The following is a 17948-nucleotide window of genomic DNA, read 5'->3' on the forward strand; positions in this document are numbered from 1 at the left end:
ACTCATGGCAGCATATGATAAGGGTGACATTGTAATGATGAAAAAGGCTCACCCATGTGGAACTAACCGTTGGAAGATTACACGAGTGGGTGCAGACATTAAAATTGAATGCCAAGGCTGTGGTCATATTGTCATGATGACCCGTCAGAAATTTAATAAGGGATTAAAAAAGGTTATCGAAAAAGCTGCTCAAGCTGATTAATATTTTTAATGATTGATGATCACAAATAACTAATTGTAGATTAAAATAATAAATGATTAATTGAAAAGGAAAGTGAACAATTTATGTCATTAACTGCAGGAATCGTTGGTTTGCCAAACGTTGGGAAGTCAACACTTTTTAACGCAATTACTAAAGCTGGTGCCGAAATGGCTAACTATCCATTTGCAACAATTGACCCCAATGTGGGGATGGTTGAAGTTCCGGATAGTCGACTTGACCGGATTCAAGAATTAATTCCAGCGAAGAAGATCGTCCCAACTACCTTTGAATTTACCGACATTGCCGGAATCGTTAAGGGTGCTAGTAAGGGTGAAGGGCTTGGGAACAAGTTCTTGGAAAATATTCGTCAAACTGACGCAATTGTTCATGTTGTGCGGGCATTTGATGATAATGATATTACTAGTGTTTCTGGTAAAGTGGATCCAATTGAAGATATCGATACTATCAACTTAGAATTAGTAATGGCGGACTTAGATGCTGTTAATAAGCGTTTGGCAAAGGTTCAGCGGGCTGCTAAGGGGCGTGATAAGGATGCTTTAGCAGAATTAGAAGTGCTCGATAAGATTAAGCCAGTTCTTGAAGATGGCAAGAGTGTTCGCTCAATTGATTTTAGTGATGCTGAACAAAAGATTGTCAAAGGGCTTTTCTTATTAACAAGTAAACCAGTCCTATACGTTGCTAACATTGCCGAAGAAGATATGGCAGATCCAGATAGCAACAAATACATGGATGCAATTAAAGAACATGTAAAAGATGACGGAGAAGTTATTGGTGTTGCAGCAGCTGCTGAAGAACAAATTGCTGAAATGGATGAAGCGGATAAGGCTGATTTTCTTGAAATGGAAGGCGTTACTGAACCAGGTTTGAACCGGTTGATTCGGGCAGCCTATAAGCTCTTGGGTCTTGAAACATTCTTTACTGCTGGTGGTCCTGAAACACGGGCCTGGACTTACAAGAAGGGTACAAAGGCTCCCCAAGCAGCGGGAATTATTCACTCTGATTTTGAACGCGGATTTATCCGGGCGGAAGTAATGAGCTTTGAAGATCTTGATGAATTAGGTTCTGAATCAGCAGTAAAGGAAGCGGGAAAGCTCCGTCTTGAAGGAAAAGATTACGTAATGCAAGATGGCGATATTGTTGAATTCCGGTTCAACGTTTAAACCTCTGAAGCTAAGAGAGGAGTAGTATTATAGTGAGTGAAGAACAACCACGGAATGCACAAGCTGGTCAACGTCAAAAACAACTAGAAAAAGAACGACGGCAAGCAAATGGAAGGGTTTTTAGCAACTATGATCTAACACGAAAAAATGAAGATTTTATGTATCAATTAAATAAACAGTTGGATCGTCTCGATGTTCCTTCAGATAAGAAAGACTCAATGCTAAAGGAAACCATTGATAAATTGTTAGCAGGACAAAAGAAGGGACAAACTGCGCGGGCATTATTTGGTACGCCAACCGAATATGCTAAAGAATTGAAGAATCCTAAGCCAACTCCTGCTGAAGCAAGTAAGCAATCAATTAAGTTGTTAGCAATTGATAATATGCTGATTTTCTTAAGTATCTTTACTTTTATGTTTGGCTTAATGTTCTGGTTATCACCAGCTGCAATGCAAACAAAGAATGCTGGAAGCAGTGGTATTACTGCAATCTTAATCGTGGCGATCACTGGAGGATTGATTTTTGGTTATGTGGCTACCCAAGTTCAACCGCAAATTGATAAGAACGGTAAACGAGTAAGTAAGAAGCCATTATGGCAACGAATCCTTTTGATAGTTGCTGGATTAGCAGCTTGGTTGATTATTTACATGCTCGTAAGTATGTTGCCAAATGTAATCAACCCACGGCTCAATCCATGGGTCTACATTGGCATCGGAGTTATTACTTTCATTGGGGATATGTATTTCAGGTCTAAATTCCATGTTACAGGTTCCCTTTACGGTAATCGTGCGCCACGGCGTTAAACAACAAATAGTCTCAGCAATGGAACTATTTTCCAAGGTATCTTTAAAATAAATGAGGGTGAGAAAAGGCAAAAGTTTTTTTCTCACTCTTTTCTTTTTTCTCTTTTTGAAATAAATTTCTCTAATTATATGGACAAATGTTCATTAGGTTGTTAAGATATAAATGTAAACTTATGAAACCGCATTCAAAAATTGAGAGGAGATCATATTATTATGAAGTTAACGCAAGCACAATTAGCAAAATACATGGATCACACAATGCTTAAACCAGAAGCTACCCCCGAAATGATAGATAAGACAGTGGAAGAAGCTCGAAAATACAATACAGCTTCCGTTTGCATTAATCCTTACTGGGTTAAGCGAGTTCATGAAGGCTTAGAAGGTACGGATATTAATACTTGTACAGTTATTGGCTTTCCTCTGGGGGCAACTTCAACAGAAAGCAAAGTTTTTGAAACTAAGCAGGCAATTGAAGATGGCGCCGATGAAATTGATATGGTTATTAATATCGGCGAATTAAAAGCCGGAAATGATGATGCGGTTGTTGCTGATATTAAAGCGGTTGCTGACGCTACTCACGAAAAGGGTAAACTTCTTAAAGTTATTATTGAAAATGCTCTTCTTACTGACGAAGAAAAAGCACGTGCAAGTAAGCTTACTGTAAAAGGTGATGCTGACTTTGTGAAGACCTCAACTGGTTTTTCAACTTCAGGAGCTAAGGTAAACGACGTTAAGATCATGCGTGAAGCAGTTGGCCCAGACTTTAAGATTAAGGCTGCTGGTGGAATTCACAGCCTTCAAGAGGCTTACGATATGATTGAAGCTGGTGCTAACCGTTTAGGGGTTTCTGCTTCAGTTCAAATCTTGGAAGAAGCTGCAAAACAATAGGAATAAAGTTTAATTACTAATCTTAATTTACAGAAATAGGAGGAGTCAGAAAATGTCATATAAACGTGTTTTTGTTATTGTAATGGACTCAGTTGGTACAGGTGCCGCTCATGACGCCGCAAAGTTTGATGATGTTGGATCAGATACACTTGGCCATGTTGGTGAGTATTACAAAGGTGCCTTGAAGTTACCAAACCTTGGCAAATTAGGGATTAGTAATTTACGTGATACTCCGATTGAAAGTGTTCCAGTTGCTGATCCAGCTATTGGTCATTACGGGAAAATGGAAGAAATTTCTGCCGGAAAAGATAGCATGGATGGTCACTGGGAAATGATGGGCTTACCAGTAATGAAGCCATTGTCAACGTTCCCTAATGGTTTCCCACAAGAAATTGTTGATAAGCTTGAAAAATTCTCGGGACGAAAGGTTATTGTTAACAAGCCATACTCAGGAACCGAAGTAATTCATGACTATGGTGAACGTCAAATGGAGACTGGAGAATTAATTCTCTACACGTCTGGTGATTCAGTAATGCAGATTGCTGCTCATGAAGATGTTATTCCTGTTGAGGAACTCTACAAAATTTGTGAATATGCTCGGACACTTGTTAATGGACCAGAATATACTGTAGGTCGGATTATTGCCCGTCCATATGTTGGTCCCGATAAAGATCACTTTACTCGGACTGCTAATCGCCATGACTTTAGTTTGAAGCCAATTGGTGAGACTGATATGGATCGCCTTCGTGCAGCTGGGTACGATGTAATTGGGGTTGGTAAGATTAATGATATCTTCTCTGGTGAAGGGATCGATAAAGGATACCATAACGAAAGTAACATGGACGGAATGGATCATGTTGATGAAGTAATGAAACAAGACTTTACTGGTTTCTGCTTTACAAACTTGGTTGATTTTGATGCAATGTATGGTCACCGTCGTAATCCAAAGGGCTTTGGTCAAGCATTAATGGACTTTGATAAGCGTCTAGGCAAAGTTCTTGATGAAATGAAGCCGGATGACCTTTTGATGGTAACTGCTGATCACGGTAATGACCCTGGCTTTAAGGGAACTGATCATACGCGTGAAAATGTTCCATTGTTGGTTTACTCCCCTTCAATGAATAAGCCAAATCAATCACTTGGATTACGGAAAACATTCTCAGACCTTGGTGCAACTATTTTAGAGAACTTTAATGTTGAACCAGTAAAAGGTACCAGCTTCTACAAAGAAATCAGTAACGATTAAGATTAATTAGGGGAAGAGGCGAAACGCGATGCGAATGGTTGATATCATTGACACCAAGAGAAATGGCGGAGTTCTAAGCGATGAGCAATTACAATTTTTTGTTGATGGCGTCGTTAATGGAACGATTCCTGACTATCAAATTAGTGCTCTCCTCATGGCAATCTATTTTCAGGATATGACCAAAGAAGAACAGACGAGTCTAACGATGAAAATGATGGCGTCTGGTGAACGATTGGACTTAAGCCGAATTCCTGGTATTAAGGTTGATAAACATTCAACGGGTGGTGTTGGTGATAAGGTGAGCTTGCCACTTGCAGCAATGGTCGCCGCTACTGGAATTCCAGTTCCGATGATTTCAGGTCGTGGCCTTGGTCATACAGGAGGCACGCTGGACAAGTTGGAGGCGATTCCGGGATTTCGGGTAGAACTTTCTGAAGATGAATTCATTAATCAAGTTGCTAAAGAAAAGTTAGCAATAGTGGGTGCGACTGGTGAGGTTGCGCCAGCAGATAAGAAGATTTATGGATTACGAGATGTTACCGATACTGTTGACTCGATTCCGTTAATTGCTAGTTCAATTATGAGTAAGAAAATTGCTTCTGGAACAGATGCGCTTGTAATCGATGTTAAAACTGGTAGCGGGGCCTTTATGAAGACGCTTGATCAATCAAGACTATTAGCTAAAGCGCTAGTTGAGATTGGTAAACAAGCGGGATTAAAGTGCATGGCAGTAATCTCAGATATGAATCAGCCGCTGGGGAATAAAATTGGCAATACCCTTGAAATTGAAGAATCAATTGATGTCTTAAAAGGAAAGGGACCAAAAGATCTTACGGAATTAGTTTTGACGCTTGGTAGTTATATGGTAGTAATGGGTGAAAAAGCACAAAATACTACTGAGGCGCGAGAAATGTTAGAGCAAACTATTCAGGATGGCTCTGCTCTTGAACGATTTGCGGCAATGATAAAAGCACAAGGAGGAGATCCTGCTGTTGTTGATAACTATCAATTGATGCCGCAAGCTAAATACAAGATTCCTTTCAAAGCTGATCGGGATGGAGTATTGACAAAACTTTCAGCGGATGAAGTTGGAACTGCTAGCATGTTATTAGGAGGAGGCCGTCAAAAAGCAGATGATGCCCTGGATTATAGTGTAGGAATTGAATTACATCATAAGCTAGGGGATTACGTTAAAGACGGCGAACCAATTTTAACCATCTATAGTAACCGCCAAGAAATTCCAGACGTAGAACAGTTATTAAGAGAAAGTATTAAAATTAGCGATGATGGCAAAGTACCAACGCTAATTCATGAAATTATTGAATAAAGAGACAGGAGGATACTTCAATGAGTACACATATTAATGCTAAAATGGGTGATTATGCAGATACTGTATTACTGCCAGGGGATCCGCTACGTGCAAAATATATTGCAGAAAACTTCCTTGAGAATGTTAAACAAGTAAATTCAGTTCGGAATGCCTTTGGTTATACTGGTGAATATAAGGGGCACCGGATTTCAGTACAAGGATCTGGGATGGGAATTCCTTCGATGTCAATTTATATTAATGAATTGGTACGTGAATTTGGCGTTAATACGATTATCCGGGTTGGTTCTTGTGGAGGGATTGCTCCAGATGTTCATGTTCGCGACGTTCTTCTTGCTCAAGGGTCTTCAACCGATTCAGCAGTAACGGTAAATACATTTGGACCAGGATTCCATTACGCACCATTAGCTGATTTCAAGTTGTTAGATACTGCTTACCATGTAGCTGGTAAATTAGGTATTGAAACAAAAGTTGGGGATATTTTTGCTGCCGATCGTTTCTACAATGATGAGCTTGATATGGAAAAGCTTCGTGACTATGGAATTTTAGGAACAGAAATGGAATCGGCTGGACTTTACTTATTAGCGGCCAAGCTTCATTTCCGGGCACTTTCAGTTTTGACTGTTAGCGACCTAATCTTTGGCGACGAAAAGGCAACTGCTGAAGAACGTGAGCGAACATTTAATGATATGATTAATATTTCGCTTGAAACGGCGATTGCTGGAAAGTAAGTCCTTGCATAGGCTAGGGAATGTATTTTATAGTAAGATGTAACTTAGATAGTGAAAGAGACTGAGGTAATGCCCAGTCTCTTTTAGTATGGAGAAAGGAGGGAAATTAGATGGATGATAAAAATAAGATCGAATTAGCGCTAAAAGTAGCAACCTTATATTATCGTGACGGATGGAACCAAAGTGATATTGCAACTGAATTGAATATTTCCCGGGCAACAGTGTCCCGATTATTACAATTTGGTCGAGATCGCGGATTAGTAACCATTAAAATTAATAATCCAGTTGCTCCGCTTCACCAGTTGGAAGTGGACTTGCTTGCTAAATATCCATCATTGCATAAAATTATTATTGTTCCAGGCACGGATGATCCGCTTGAAGAAGTTGGCGCAGCCGGTGCTAAATATATCGAACAAGTTGTGGAAGATAAAGATATTATTGGATTAGGCTGGGGAAAAACAGTTTATCAAGTAGGGTTGCATTTGAAACCTAAAGACGTTACTGATATTACTGTTGTTCAAATGAAAGGCAGTATGGCAAATACTAATACGCGAAATTATGCGTTTGAAACTGTTAATATCTTTGCAAATGCTTTTAATACCGTTCCACAGTATTTGCCGTTGCCAGTTATCTTTGATCATGCAAAGACGCGTGAACTAGTCGCCAATGATACTCATATCAAGCATATTATGAAGTTAGGGGAGCAATCCAATATTGCCATTTTCACAGTGGGGACAGTACGTGACTCAGCATTATTATTTAAATTAGGTTACTTCACCAAGCAGGAGCAATTAACGTTACAACATGAGGCGGTAGGGGACGTTTTCTCTCGTTTCATTGATAGCAAGGGCCAGATAGTAAATGAAGATATTAACCAACGAACAATTGGGATTGCGCTTCCAGAACTGCGAAAGAAAAAACATAGTATTTTAGTGGCAGCAAATGTTGCTAAGGTACCAGCAGTGCATGGTGTTTTGACTGCCGGGTATGCCAATACATTGGTTATTGATCAAGAGAGTGCGAATAGCCTAGTTAATTTTTTAAATTAATTTAAATATTTAGATTGACCTCAGTGCGAAATCCTAGTAGAGTATACCTAATTAAAAATCAAAGGAGTTGCACTACAGATGTCAAATTGGGACACGAAATTTGCCAAGAAGGGCTTAACCTTCGATGATGTATTACTTATTCCAGCCGAAAGTCATGTATTACCAAATGAAGTTGACTTGAGTACACAGTTAGCTGATAATTTGAAGCTTCATATTCCGTTGATTAGTGCGGGAATGGATACTGTTACTGAAGGACCAATGGCGATTGCAATGGCCTTACAAGGTGGCTTAGGGGTTGTTCACAAAAACATGTCAATCCAGGCCCAAGCAGGAGAAGTAGCTAATGTAAAGAGCGTAGTGGTACCTGCAGGCGCAACTAAGGCTGCTGTTGATGATAATAATCGATTATTAGTTGCTGCAGCAGTTGGGGTTACTAGTGATACTTTTGAACGGGCTGAGGCCCTTTTGAAGGCGGGCGCAGATGCAATTGTTATTGATACAGCTCATGGACATTCCGCAGGTGTTCTTCGTAAGATTGCAGAAATTCGCGAACACTTCCCAGACGCAACCTTAATTGCCGGTAATGTTGCTACTGGTGAAGCTACTCGTGCTTTGTTTGATGCTGGTGTTGACGTTGTAAAAGTTGGTATCGGTCCTGGTTCAATTTGTACTACTCGGGTAGTCGCTGGAGTTGGTGTTCCACAAATTACTGCTATTTATGACGCTGCTAGTGTTGCTCGTGAATATAACAAGCCAATTATTGCTGATGGGGGTATTAAGTACTCTGGTGACGTTGTGAAAGCTCTTGCTGCTGGTGGTAATGCAGTAATGCTCGGTAGTATGCTTTCTGGTACGACCGAAGCACCTGGCGAAGTTTTTGAAGACAATGGCAAGAAGTACAAGGCTTATCGTGGAATGGGTTCGGTTGGCGCAATGGCTCAAGCACATGGTTCTTCCGACCGTTACTTCCAAGGTGGGGTAAATGAAGCCAACAAGCTTGTTCCAGAAGGGATTGAAGCTCGGGTAGAATACAAGGGCGATGTTTCTGATATTATTTTCCAAATTGATGGTGGCCTTCGCTCAGGAATGGGTTATGTTGGTGCTGGTGATATTCCAACACTAATCGAAAAAGCTCAATTTGTCCAAATTACCAATGCAGGACTTATCGAGTCACACCCTCATGATGTCCAAATTACTCGTAGTGCACCTAACTATAAATAACTAATTCAATAAGAAACTGCTATGGCTTTATTCGTGAAGAGATAGTCACAGCAGTTTTTATTTCCCGAGAAATAATGGAGGGTAAACTTTTTGTTAAGGCTATCTTAGAATGATCGCTTTTTTCGCATAGTTAGTTATAATATTCAATAGGATATTATGCTGTAAAAAGGAGTACCTCTTATGAAAATTCTAGTTGTTGATGATGATAAAGAAATTGTTCAATTACTTGAAATTTACATCCGAAATGAAGGATATGAGCCAATTTCTGCTTACGACGGAAAAGAAGCATTAACAAAGCTAAATACTAATCCTGATATCGGTTTGATTATTCTTGACTTAATGATGCCAGAAATCGATGGAATGGATGTAATTAAACGGGTGCGGAAAGATTCTGATATTCCAATTTTAGTGCTTTCAGCTAAGACGGCAGACATGGATAAGATACAAGGTCTAATCACTGGTGCGGACGATTATGTTACTAAGCCATTTAATCCGCTTGAAGTAATGGCACGAGTTAAATCATTACTTCGTCGGAGCCAAGGAGAAGTGACGAATGATCAACCGGATATTCTTAATGTTGGGCCATTATTAATCAATAAAGATTCCCACGAGGTTAAGACGATTAAAGGGGATGTAATTCAGTTAACAGCCCTTGAATTTGGTATCTTATACTTACTTGCCAGTCACCCTAACCGTGTTTTCTCAGCAGATGATATTTTTGAGCGAGTATGGCAACAAGAAAGTGTCGTATCAGCTAAAACAGTCATGGTTCATGTGAGTCATTTACGGGATAAAATTGAAGAAGCAACTAACGGTGAAAAAGTTATTCAAACTGTTTGGGGTGTTGGTTACAAGGTGGAAGACCACTAAAGCGTAGCCTTAATGATGTGGAGGAAAAATTGTGAAGTTAACGGGGCGTGAAAAGAGTTCGCTTATTTTAGAAGGGGTAGTAACGGTTATTCTATTGTTATTGCTGAATATGGCGATTATTGTAATTGTTCAAGATGCCATTCAGTCAAATCCAGGAGTAACTAATGGAATCTTTATGATTAAGCAATCATTGAAGATTGGCCCTCTTCAAGCACAAATATGGAGCTATCAGCGGATCTTAATTGCCTTTTTAGTAATTATTGATGTGTGGGTGGTATGGTGGCGATTGCGTCGACGGTACCACCTTTATCAAATGGATCATATTATCGCGGAATTACACTATATTGCGCAGGGACATTTGGATCACCGGATTCCATTTCGGCTAAAAGGAAATCAACAGCATGTTATTGCTAGTGTAAATGCATTAGTTGATAGCGCGGTGCGTTCAATGGATGATGAACGGAAGATTGAGAAGTCAAAAGATGAGCTGATTACTAATGTGAGCCATGATTTACGGACGCCATTGACTAGTATTATTGGCTACTTGGGATTGATTGAAGATAAGCAGTATCGTAGTGAGGAAGATATTCTAAAATACACCCATACTGCTTATGAGAAGGCTAAACAAATGAAGACCTTGGTTGACGATTTGTTTGAATATACAAAAGTTCAGCAACATGGGGCGCCAGTAAATATTATGAAAATCGATCTTAACCAGTTAATTGAACAGTTAACGGCAAGTTTTGAATTAGAAGCCCAGCATCGCGGAATCGAAATTACTTCCTCAGTTATTCCTAATCCCTTAATGATTGAGGCGGATCCGGAGAAACTTGGTCGAGTTTTTAATAATTTAGTTTCAAATGCCTTTAAGTATGGCAATGGCGCAAGTTACATTCGGATCGATGCCCGGCAAGAAAATGATATGGTGGTCGTCAAAGTTGCTAATGATGGTACACCAATTCCTGAAAAAGCACTTGACCACCTATTTGAACGTTTCTACCGCGCAGAAGCTTCCCGTTCACGAGCTACTGGTGGAACGGGATTAGGTTTAGCGATTGTCAAAAGCATTGTTGATCTTCATCACGGGAGCGTCAAGGTTACCTCAAATGAAGACGAAACAGCATTTGTTGTCACATTGCCTTTAAAACAAGAAGTTAAAGAAAACAAGCAAAAATGAGAAAAAAGTCTAAAATCATTTGATTTTAGACTTTTTTCTTTTTCAATTATATTCAACTAATTTTATATGTGGTAGACTAAAAGAGCATTGTGTCACTTGATATTATAAAAGATACAAATTATTGGAGGAAATTCTGTGGCTAAAGCACAAATAAATCCAGAAAGGACACGCTGGCTTGAGGTGCTTGGTGTCTCAATGCCATTGTGTCTTAGTTATATTCCGATTGGATTGGCCTGTGGAATCTTACTACACGCAGCAGGTTTAAACTTTATAATGATTTTATTGGTGTCGGTATTAGTGTTCTCTGGTGGGGCACAATTTATTCTGGCATCGTTATTAGCAAGTAACGCTCCATTAGGGACTATCTTTATCTCACTTTTCTTCTTGGAGTTACGATATGCATTGTTAGGATCGAGTTTATCTAAATATATTAAGGATAAATCAGCACGTTTCATCCTCATCTTTTCTGCATCAATGAACGATGAAAACTATGCTGTTAACTATATGAAGTTTGCAACTGATAAGAAATGGGATCCCGATGACGCGTTGTTAGTGGAGTATTATTCACTTGCAGCATGGTCGATTTCAAACATGGTTGGTGGTTTGATTGGTGGTGCAATTTCGATTGACCTTGAAGTGGTTGATTTTGCATTAACGGCCTTATTCTTATATATGATCGTAATGCAGGTTCAAAACCACTTGACCCTAGTTATTGGAATCTTGGCAGCTGTTCTTGGTGTATACTTCCAGGCGTTGACTAAAAGTACACTTGGGATTATTATTGCAACCTTAATTGCTTCCTTTGTTGGATTCTTGATTGAAAATACAGTTCGTCACCATAGTAAGCATCCAAATTCGAACTGGTTCTTGACAAAAATGTTTAGGCCGAAGATCACAAAGACTACGATCGAGGATAAACAAGCTCAACAAAAAGAAGTTAAGGAAGTTGAAAAACTGGAAACTAAGATTGAAGATGTTATTGAACACCATGATGAAAAACATGAAGAGAAAAAACATGATGATCAACATCCTGATGAGGGCTAGACATGGAACAACTATTAAGTAATAAAATCGTTTACCATATTATAGTGATTATCTTGGCAGCTTTAGCGGCATTTATTCCCCGTTATCTACCAGTATTATTCTTCTCAACGCGAAAAATCCCAGAATGGTTTAATGAATGGATGAAATATGTCCCAGTTAGTTTATTTGCGACCCTGGTTGTGAAGGGGATCTTCTTAACTGGCTCTTATCATTTTACTTTATTTGGTTATCCAGAACGAATTATTGCAGCAGTGATCGTGATTGTGATTGCATACTTTACACGGTCAATGTCGATTTCAGTAATTGCTGGATTACTTGCTGTTTGGCTTCTGAGTTTAGCGTTATAAGAGTAGTTTTGTTATAATTAAATTAAGCTTTAAACAGTGGATTGGTTTCTAACTTGCGAAGGAGCCAATCCCTTTTATTTTAGGAAGTGAGTACGTTGGATTTTAAGCAAACAATTGCATTTGTTAATCTTGCTAATACTTTGGATTATCAATATGCGGCAAAAAAATCAGGGATAACGGTTGATGAATTGGTTCGCACAATTAAGGCACTTGAAGATGAGCTTAACATCAAGCTTATTAGACCAGAAGGCGGCGTAGTTGAATTAACTGAAATCGGGGCAAAACTTTTACCGTTGATCACTGAAATTGCTCAAAAACATGCTAAATTATTATCGGTGGTTACGGATTATCGAAAAAAGGAAGCAGAAGAAGCGATCAAAGTTGCTGTCGTCCCAGGCTTTGCTAATTATCAAGCAGCTCCGGTTGTTAAAAAATTAGCCCAACAACATAAAATGAATATTGTTGAAGATGTTGATCCAATGGAACAGCTACAACAAGGGGACAGTGAGCTGGCATTTATTAGTTATGCTGGTAAACTTCCTGATGATTTTGAGGTGCTTTCAGTGGGAACTGATGATTTAGTAGCTTATATTCCAGCGCGGAATCCACTTTCTAAACAAAAGGAATTAACGCTTATGGATCTAAAAGCAGAAAAGTTCTTAACACTAAACCATCAAAATCCGTTTGCGGTCTTTGTTCAACAAGTTTGTGCTGCGGCTGGGTTTGACCCATATTCCGTTTTTGAAGGCGAAAAAGGAAGAACATTAGTAAATATGGTTGCTTTGGGGATGGGGATAACCTTGTTGATGGAACAATCAATAAGTGAAAACTTAGATAGCAAAGTGGTTAAAGTGCCAATTGTTCCCCACGTTACCCAAAAACTTGCTTTTGTTCGTCGCAAAAATAATGTCGAACAGACACCAAGGCAGGAAAAGCTATGGCAAGCTCTAAAAGAATCTTTTGCAAAATAGAAAAAAAGATTTGACATTTTCATGAACTACGCTTATTATCATAAATAACAAAAATACCTTTAACTTAGTCCCGTGAGGCTAGGAAGGATTTAATTGAGCGTTTAAGTACACCTTCTTAGCTATTGCTGAGGAGGTTTTTCTTTTAAGCAGTAGTACCAAGAATACGCCAGTAAAATCAATAGGTATTTTGAAACGACCGACCATTTAATTGTTTCCAGAGAGAGCAGAACGGTATGTTGTTTTTAGCCTACTTATATCCTAAAAGCAAACAGTGATGACTCTCGAAATCTAAATGGGAAGTTATCACTGTTTTGTTGTAATTAGACTGGAAAAGGAGCGCTATTGATGATTAGTACAGAAAGAATTCAACCAAATTTAGTAACAGTTGCCGACATGGATGCAGCAGATGCAATTGATTTAATTCATGAAGCTCAAGCATATAAGGCTGGAAAGCAAGCAGTTCTCACTGCACCTGCATACGCGGTTAACCTCTTCTTTGAAAACTCAACCCGAACAAAGACCAGTTTCCAAATGGCACAAATGAAGTTGGGGATGAATGTACTAGAATTCGAAGCGGGTACGAGTTCAGTGAAAAAAGGGGAAAGCCTCTATGACACTGTTAAGACAATGGAATCAATTGGTGTAAATGTTGCGGTAATCCGTCATCCTGAAAATGAATATTACAACCAATTGCTTAACCATTCAGACCTTAAGATCGGAATTGTAAATGGTGGTGATGGCAGTGGTCAACACCCATCGCAATGTTTACTTGATATGATGACAATTAATGAAGAATTTGGCGATTTCAAGGGCTTAAAAGTACTAATTATTGGTGATCTTAGTCACTCCCGAGTAGCGCACTCAAATGCAATGATGCTTAATCGCCTAGGAGCAGAGGTTTATTTTGCTGGCCCAGAAAAATGGTATGATCCTACGCTGGAACAATATGGAACTTTTGGTAACTTTGACGAATTGCTGCCCCAGATGGATGTGGTTAATTTATTACGAGTTCAAAATGAACGATTAACGACTGCTGACGGTCAGGCTTTTGATGCTAATCAATATCACCAAGCTTATGGTTTAACTTTAGAACGGGCCGCAAAGATGAAGCAGGGCGCAATCATTATGCATCCAGCGCCAGTTAACCGGGGTGTTGAAATTGATAGCTCCCTTGTTGAAGCGCCTAATTCCCGCATTTTCCAACAAATGACAAACGGCGTATATACCCGGATGGCAATTCTTAGTCGAGTTCTTCGTTACCAAGGATTGATGTAAAAAGGTGATTGCGATGAGTAAGGCAATTTTACTAACGAATGGCCAGCGAATTTATAATGATGAATTGGTTAAGAGTGAAGTTTTGATTGTAGATGGCAAGATTAAGGCAATTGGCGAGCATATCCAGGCACCAAGTGATGCAGAAATAATCGACCTGGATAATGGCTTGATTACACCAGGACTAATTGATGTTCATGTTCATCTTCGCGAGCCAGGCTATACCAATAAAGAAACGATTGCCACAGGAAGTAAAGCTGCTGCACACGGTGGCTTTACGACAATTGCTGCAATGGCCAACCTTAATCCGACATGTGACACACCAGAAAAATTTAAAGAACAGGTTGATCGAAACGAGAAAGCTGGACTGGTAAAAATCCTCCAATATTCACCAGTTACAGTTGGTCGGGCTGGAAAACAAGCAGTTAATGTTGCTGAGCAGTATGCTGCAGGTGCCCGTCTTTTTAGCGATGACGGTGCGGGAATTCAAGATGCTGGAGTTGTATACCAAGCAATGCAACAACTAGCTAGAGTTAACGCACCGTTATGTGATCATGCTCAAGATAATCAGCTTGCACAAAATGGAGTAATTAATGATGGGGCAACTATTGCTAAAAAATTAGCTCTACCGGGAATGCCAGCGATTAGTGAAACAGCGCAAATTGCCCGGAATTTGGTGATTGCGCAGGCAACTGGGGTTCATTATCATGTTTGCCATGTTTCAACTAAAGAAAGTATTGACCTGATTCGTCATGCCAAACAACAAGGAATTAACGTTACATGTGAAGTGACTCCCCATCATTTACTTTTAGCCGATGCTGACATTAAGGAGGATGATGCTGAATTTAAGATGAATCCACCTCTTCGGCAGCGTCTTGATCAACAAGCTTGTTTAATTGGGTTATTAGATGGCACGATTGATTGTATTGCTACCGATCATGCACCCCACACCGATGCGGAGAAACAACAAGGATTTCTTAAATCACCAAATGGCATTGTTGGCTCAGAAACAGCTTTTGCCTTACTCTATACACACTTTGTTAAAACGGGTATCTTTACGCTTGCCCAATTGATTGACTGGATGGCCGTTAAGCCGCAAGCGATTTTTAACCTTGATAACGCTGGATTATTAAAGGTACGGGACCCAGCAGATATTGTTGTATTTGACATTGATCATCAAGATGTAATTCAACCAGACCAGTTTTTCTCTAAGGGTCACAATACTCCATTTGTTGGTGAACAAGTATACGGAATGACTAAGCGAACTTATGTCGATGGAAAGCTCGTATATCTGGAGGGAGAAGGCTAATGCAAGAAACACAACGATTAGCAGTTGAATTGCCGGGATTATCACTAAAAAATCCGATTATTGCGGCAAGCGGGACTTGTGGATATGGGCAAGAAGCAGCTAAAAAGTATAATCTTAATCATTTAGGCTCCCTGGTGTTAAAATCCACGACCCTTCATCCCCGCCAAGGCAATCCGCGTCCGCGAGTTTGTGAAACCAGTGCCGGTTGGCTTAATGCTAATGGTCTTCAGAATGTGGGCATTACCGTAGCAACTAATGAAAAAATTCCGTGGTTACGAAAAAACTATCCGCAACTACCGATTATTGCAAGTGCTGCTGGTTTTTCTGAAGATGAATACGTTAAAGTCGTTAGTGAATTCGCTAATACGGCTGGGGTGAAAGCAATTGAATTAAACGTATCATGTCCGAATGTAAAACACGGTGGGATGGCAATGGGAACTGATCCAGAAGTACTTCAACGACTAGTAAAACAAGTAGTTAAAGCTGCCCGAGGAATTCCCATCTATGTAAAGTAAAATTGACGCCGAATGTAACTAATATCGTGCCCCTCGCGCAAGCAGCTGAGCAAGGTGGCGCTAATGGCCTGACGATGATTAATACGTTAACGGGATTAAGCATCGACTTAAAAACGCGGCGCCCGGCTTTAGCTAATGTAACTGGCGGTTTATCAGGTCCTGCAATTAAACCTTTAGCATTAAGAATGATTCACCAAGTACGCCAGGTTTCTTCTTTACCTATCATTGGCGTAGGTGGAATTGAGTCAGCTGAAGATGTCCTTGAATTTATGATGGCAGGTGCTAATGCTGTTCAAATCGGCGCGGCTAGCTTTCATGATCCATTGGCTTGTCCCAAGATTGCAGCTGATTTACCGATCGTAATGGATAGATACGGGATTAAAAAACTGACGGATTTATGGGAGGTAAGATTTTGAAACGCTTTGTACCGATGGTGGCGATCGATGTTGCAACTAAGCAGGAAGCAATTGACCTATTTGACAAATTAATGGTAAAACCGCAGCCGATCGTAAAAATTGGGATGGAATTGTATTATGGCCTAGGACAAGTAATTGTTAAAGAGGCAAAAAAGCAGGGATTTAAGGTATTCCTTGATTTGAAATTATACGATATTCCAAATACTGTTCATCGCGCAATGGCAGCTATTGGCCGATTGGGAATTGATTTTACGACAATTCACGCAGCGGGGGGCAGTGAAATGCTGATTGCCGGATTAGCCGGTTTAGAAGAAGGAGCTAAGGAAGCAGGCGTTGAACCAGCAAAGTTATTAGCAATTACCCAACTTACTTCGATTGATGAAAAAATTCTTCATGAACAACAGCATGTTGATTTGTCGTTGATTGAGTCAGTTCAAAGCTACGCACAACTAGCAGAGAAAGTAGGATTGGCCGGCGTAGTATGCTCAGCCCATGAAATCAAGGCGATTCGTGAAGTGACGGGGGATGATTTCCTATGTGTAACGCCAGGAATCCGCCCGACTCATGCAATAAAAGATGATCAAAAACGAGTGGTTACCCCTGCCCAAGCAAGAATAGATGGAAGCAATGCGATTGTGGTTGGACGGCCGATTACTCAGAGCTTTGACCCAGTTGCTGCTTATCAAGAAGTCCAAAAAGCATTCTTAAATGAGGAGGAAGAAAAATGACATATTCACAACGCGTTGCAAAAGCATTATTAGATATTCATGCTGTTACCCTTAACCCAGACCAACCATTTACCTGGGCAAGTCGTCTAAAATCCCCAATCTATACAGATAATCGATTGACGATTTCTTATCCAGAAGTTCGGCAAGCAATTTTTAATGGGATGGTTGAACAAATTAAACTCCATTTTAGTGAGGCTAATGTTATTGCCGGGACAGCAACTGCTGGAATTCCTCATGCGGCATGGGTTGCTCAGAATATGGAATTACCGATGATTTATGTTCGGACTAAGCCGAAAGATCATGGCCAAGGAAAGCAAATTGAAGGGGTGCTTAAAGAAGGACAAAAAGTCGTTGTGATTGATGATCTTATTTCAACTGGTGGTAGTGTACTAAATGCTGTACGGGCGGTTAACAATGCCGGTGGAAAAGTAATTGGCGTTGTTTCTGTCTTTACTTATGATTTGCCTGCCGCTGAGCAAAACTTTATGGCAAATGGGCTGAAGTACTATTCAGTAACAGATTATATGACTTTGATTAAGGTTGCAAAGGAAAATAACCAAATTAGTGCAGATCACCTCAAATCTCTGCAAGAATGGCGAAAAGACCCGTTAAGTTGGAGTAAAGAGCAAGCATCATAATAAATTAATTATC

The 17948-nt window shown here is 39.9% G+C and carries 18 protein-coding genes and 1 pseudogene; all 19 read left to right on the forward strand.

Features of this window, described 5'->3' with window-relative positions; genetic code table 11:
- Nucleotides 1-4: 4 nt before the first annotated feature.
- Nucleotides 5-202 (forward strand): DUF951 domain-containing protein, encoded by a 198-nt coding sequence (locus LMB57_RS06370; protein ID WP_229272528.1) that lies wholly within the window; start codon nt 5-7, stop codon nt 200-202.
- Between the two features lie 83 nt (nt 203-285).
- Nucleotides 286-1383, forward strand: a complete 1098-nt coding sequence (ychF, locus tag LMB57_RS06375) for a redox-regulated ATPase YchF (protein WP_229272527.1) — start codon at nt 286-288, stop codon at nt 1381-1383.
- Between the two features lie 32 nt (nt 1384-1415).
- On the forward strand, nt 1416-2186 hold the full coding sequence (locus LMB57_RS06380) for a DUF1129 domain-containing protein (protein ID WP_229272526.1): 771 nt from the start codon (nt 1416-1418) through the stop codon (nt 2184-2186).
- 213 nt (nt 2187-2399) lie between these two features.
- Nucleotides 2400-3074, forward strand: a complete 675-nt coding sequence (gene deoC, locus LMB57_RS06385; RefSeq protein WP_229272525.1) for a deoxyribose-phosphate aldolase — start codon at nt 2400-2402, stop codon at nt 3072-3074.
- Between the two features lie 52 nt (nt 3075-3126).
- A complete protein-coding gene (locus tag LMB57_RS06390) occupies nt 3127-4320 on the forward strand; it encodes a phosphopentomutase (protein WP_229272524.1) in 1194 nt (397 codons plus the stop codon).
- 28 nt (nt 4321-4348) lie between these two features.
- On the forward strand, nt 4349-5647 hold the full coding sequence (locus tag LMB57_RS06395; protein ID WP_229272523.1) for a pyrimidine-nucleoside phosphorylase: 1299 nt from the start codon (nt 4349-4351) through the stop codon (nt 5645-5647).
- A gap of 20 nt (nt 5648-5667) precedes the next feature.
- The gene (gene deoD / locus LMB57_RS06400) at nt 5668-6378 is read left to right on the forward strand and encodes a purine-nucleoside phosphorylase (RefSeq protein WP_229272522.1); all 711 of its coding nucleotides are present in this window, start codon (nt 5668-5670) and stop codon (nt 6376-6378) included.
- A gap of 110 nt (nt 6379-6488) precedes the next feature.
- On the forward strand, nt 6489-7427 hold the full coding sequence (locus LMB57_RS06405) for a sugar-binding transcriptional regulator (RefSeq protein WP_229272521.1): 939 nt from the start codon (nt 6489-6491) through the stop codon (nt 7425-7427).
- A 78-nt stretch (nt 7428-7505) separates the two neighbouring features.
- Complete coding sequence (gene guaB / locus LMB57_RS06410) at nt 7506-8648, forward strand: IMP dehydrogenase (protein WP_003665395.1); 1143 nt, start codon at nt 7506-7508, stop codon at nt 8646-8648.
- Between the two features lie 180 nt (nt 8649-8828).
- Entirely contained in the window at nt 8829-9518 is a 690-nt protein-coding gene (croR, locus tag LMB57_RS06415; RefSeq protein WP_003665397.1) for a response regulator transcription factor CroR, read from the forward strand.
- 31 nt (nt 9519-9549) lie between these two features.
- Nucleotides 9550-10695, forward strand: a complete 1146-nt coding sequence (locus LMB57_RS06420; RefSeq protein ID WP_229272520.1) for a sensor histidine kinase — start codon at nt 9550-9552, stop codon at nt 10693-10695.
- A gap of 135 nt (nt 10696-10830) precedes the next feature.
- Entirely contained in the window at nt 10831-11739 is a 909-nt protein-coding gene (locus tag LMB57_RS06425; RefSeq protein ID WP_229272519.1) for an AzlC family ABC transporter permease, read from the forward strand.
- Nucleotides 11740-11741: 2 nt separating this feature from the next.
- Nucleotides 11742-12086, forward strand: a complete 345-nt coding sequence (locus LMB57_RS06430) for an AzlD domain-containing protein (protein ID WP_229272518.1) — start codon at nt 11742-11744, stop codon at nt 12084-12086.
- 86 nt (nt 12087-12172) lie between these two features.
- Nucleotides 12173-13057 (forward strand): LysR family transcriptional regulator, encoded by an 885-nt coding sequence (locus LMB57_RS06435; protein ID WP_229272517.1) that lies wholly within the window; start codon nt 12173-12175, stop codon nt 13055-13057.
- A 345-nt stretch (nt 13058-13402) separates the two neighbouring features.
- A complete protein-coding gene (locus LMB57_RS06440) occupies nt 13403-14332 on the forward strand; it encodes an aspartate carbamoyltransferase catalytic subunit (RefSeq protein WP_229272516.1) in 930 nt (309 codons plus the stop codon).
- 13 nt (nt 14333-14345) lie between these two features.
- Nucleotides 14346-15638, forward strand: coding sequence for a dihydroorotase (locus LMB57_RS06445; RefSeq protein WP_229272515.1), 1293 nt, complete (start codon nt 14346-14348; stop codon nt 15636-15638).
- A pseudogene (locus LMB57_RS06450) lies at nt 15638-16569 on the forward strand (dihydroorotate dehydrogenase). The gene LMB57_RS06445 and the pseudogene LMB57_RS06450 overlap by 1 nt, the downstream one beginning before the upstream one ends.
- Entirely contained in the window at nt 16551-17297 is a 747-nt protein-coding gene (pyrF, locus tag LMB57_RS06455) for an orotidine-5'-phosphate decarboxylase (RefSeq protein ID WP_229278138.1), read from the forward strand. The pseudogene LMB57_RS06450 and the gene pyrF overlap by 19 nt, the downstream one beginning before the upstream one ends.
- Entirely contained in the window at nt 17294-17935 is a 642-nt protein-coding gene (gene pyrE, locus LMB57_RS06460) for an orotate phosphoribosyltransferase (protein ID WP_229272514.1), read from the forward strand. The genes pyrF and pyrE overlap by 4 nt, the downstream gene beginning before the upstream one ends.
- Nucleotides 17936-17948: the final 13 nt, after the last annotated feature.

This window comes from Limosilactobacillus secundus, from assembly GCF_020784695.1.
Classification (GTDB): Bacteria; Bacillota; Bacilli; order Lactobacillales; family Lactobacillaceae; genus Limosilactobacillus; species Limosilactobacillus reuteri_F.

Bases quoted from the DNA above. Each gene is read 5' to 3' on its own strand.
- croR (WP_003665397.1), top strand. From the start codon at position 8,829: ATGAAAATTCTAGTTGTTGATGATGATAAAGAAATTGTTCAATTACTT.
- LMB57_RS06445 (WP_229272515.1), top strand. From the start codon at position 14,346: ATGAGTAAGGCAATTTTACTAACGAATGGCCAGCGAATTTATAATGAT.
- guaB (WP_003665395.1), top strand. From the start codon at position 7,506: ATGTCAAATTGGGACACGAAATTTGCCAAGAAGGGCTTAACCTTCGAT.
- pyrE (WP_229272514.1), top strand. From the start codon at position 17,294: ATGACATATTCACAACGCGTTGCAAAAGCATTATTAGATATTCATGCT.
- LMB57_RS06395 (WP_229272523.1), top strand. From the start codon at position 4,349: ATGCGAATGGTTGATATCATTGACACCAAGAGAAATGGCGGAGTTCTA.
- LMB57_RS06390 (WP_229272524.1), top strand. From the start codon at position 3,127: ATGTCATATAAACGTGTTTTTGTTATTGTAATGGACTCAGTTGGTACA.
- ychF (WP_229272527.1), top strand. From the start codon at position 286: ATGTCATTAACTGCAGGAATCGTTGGTTTGCCAAACGTTGGGAAGTCA.
- LMB57_RS06440 (WP_229272516.1), top strand. From the start codon at position 13,403: ATGATTAGTACAGAAAGAATTCAACCAAATTTAGTAACAGTTGCCGAC.
- deoD (WP_229272522.1), top strand. From the start codon at position 5,668: ATGAGTACACATATTAATGCTAAAATGGGTGATTATGCAGATACTGTA.
- LMB57_RS06370 (WP_229272528.1), top strand. From the start codon at position 5: ATGGCAGCATATGATAAGGGTGACATTGTAATGATGAAAAAGGCTCAC.
- LMB57_RS06430 (WP_229272518.1), top strand. From the start codon at position 11,742: ATGGAACAACTATTAAGTAATAAAATCGTTTACCATATTATAGTGATT.
- deoC (WP_229272525.1), top strand. From the start codon at position 2,400: ATGAAGTTAACGCAAGCACAATTAGCAAAATACATGGATCACACAATG.
- pyrF (WP_229278138.1), top strand. From the start codon at position 16,551: ATGGGAGGTAAGATTTTGAAACGCTTTGTACCGATGGTGGCGATCGAT.
- LMB57_RS06405 (WP_229272521.1), top strand. From the start codon at position 6,489: ATGGATGATAAAAATAAGATCGAATTAGCGCTAAAAGTAGCAACCTTA.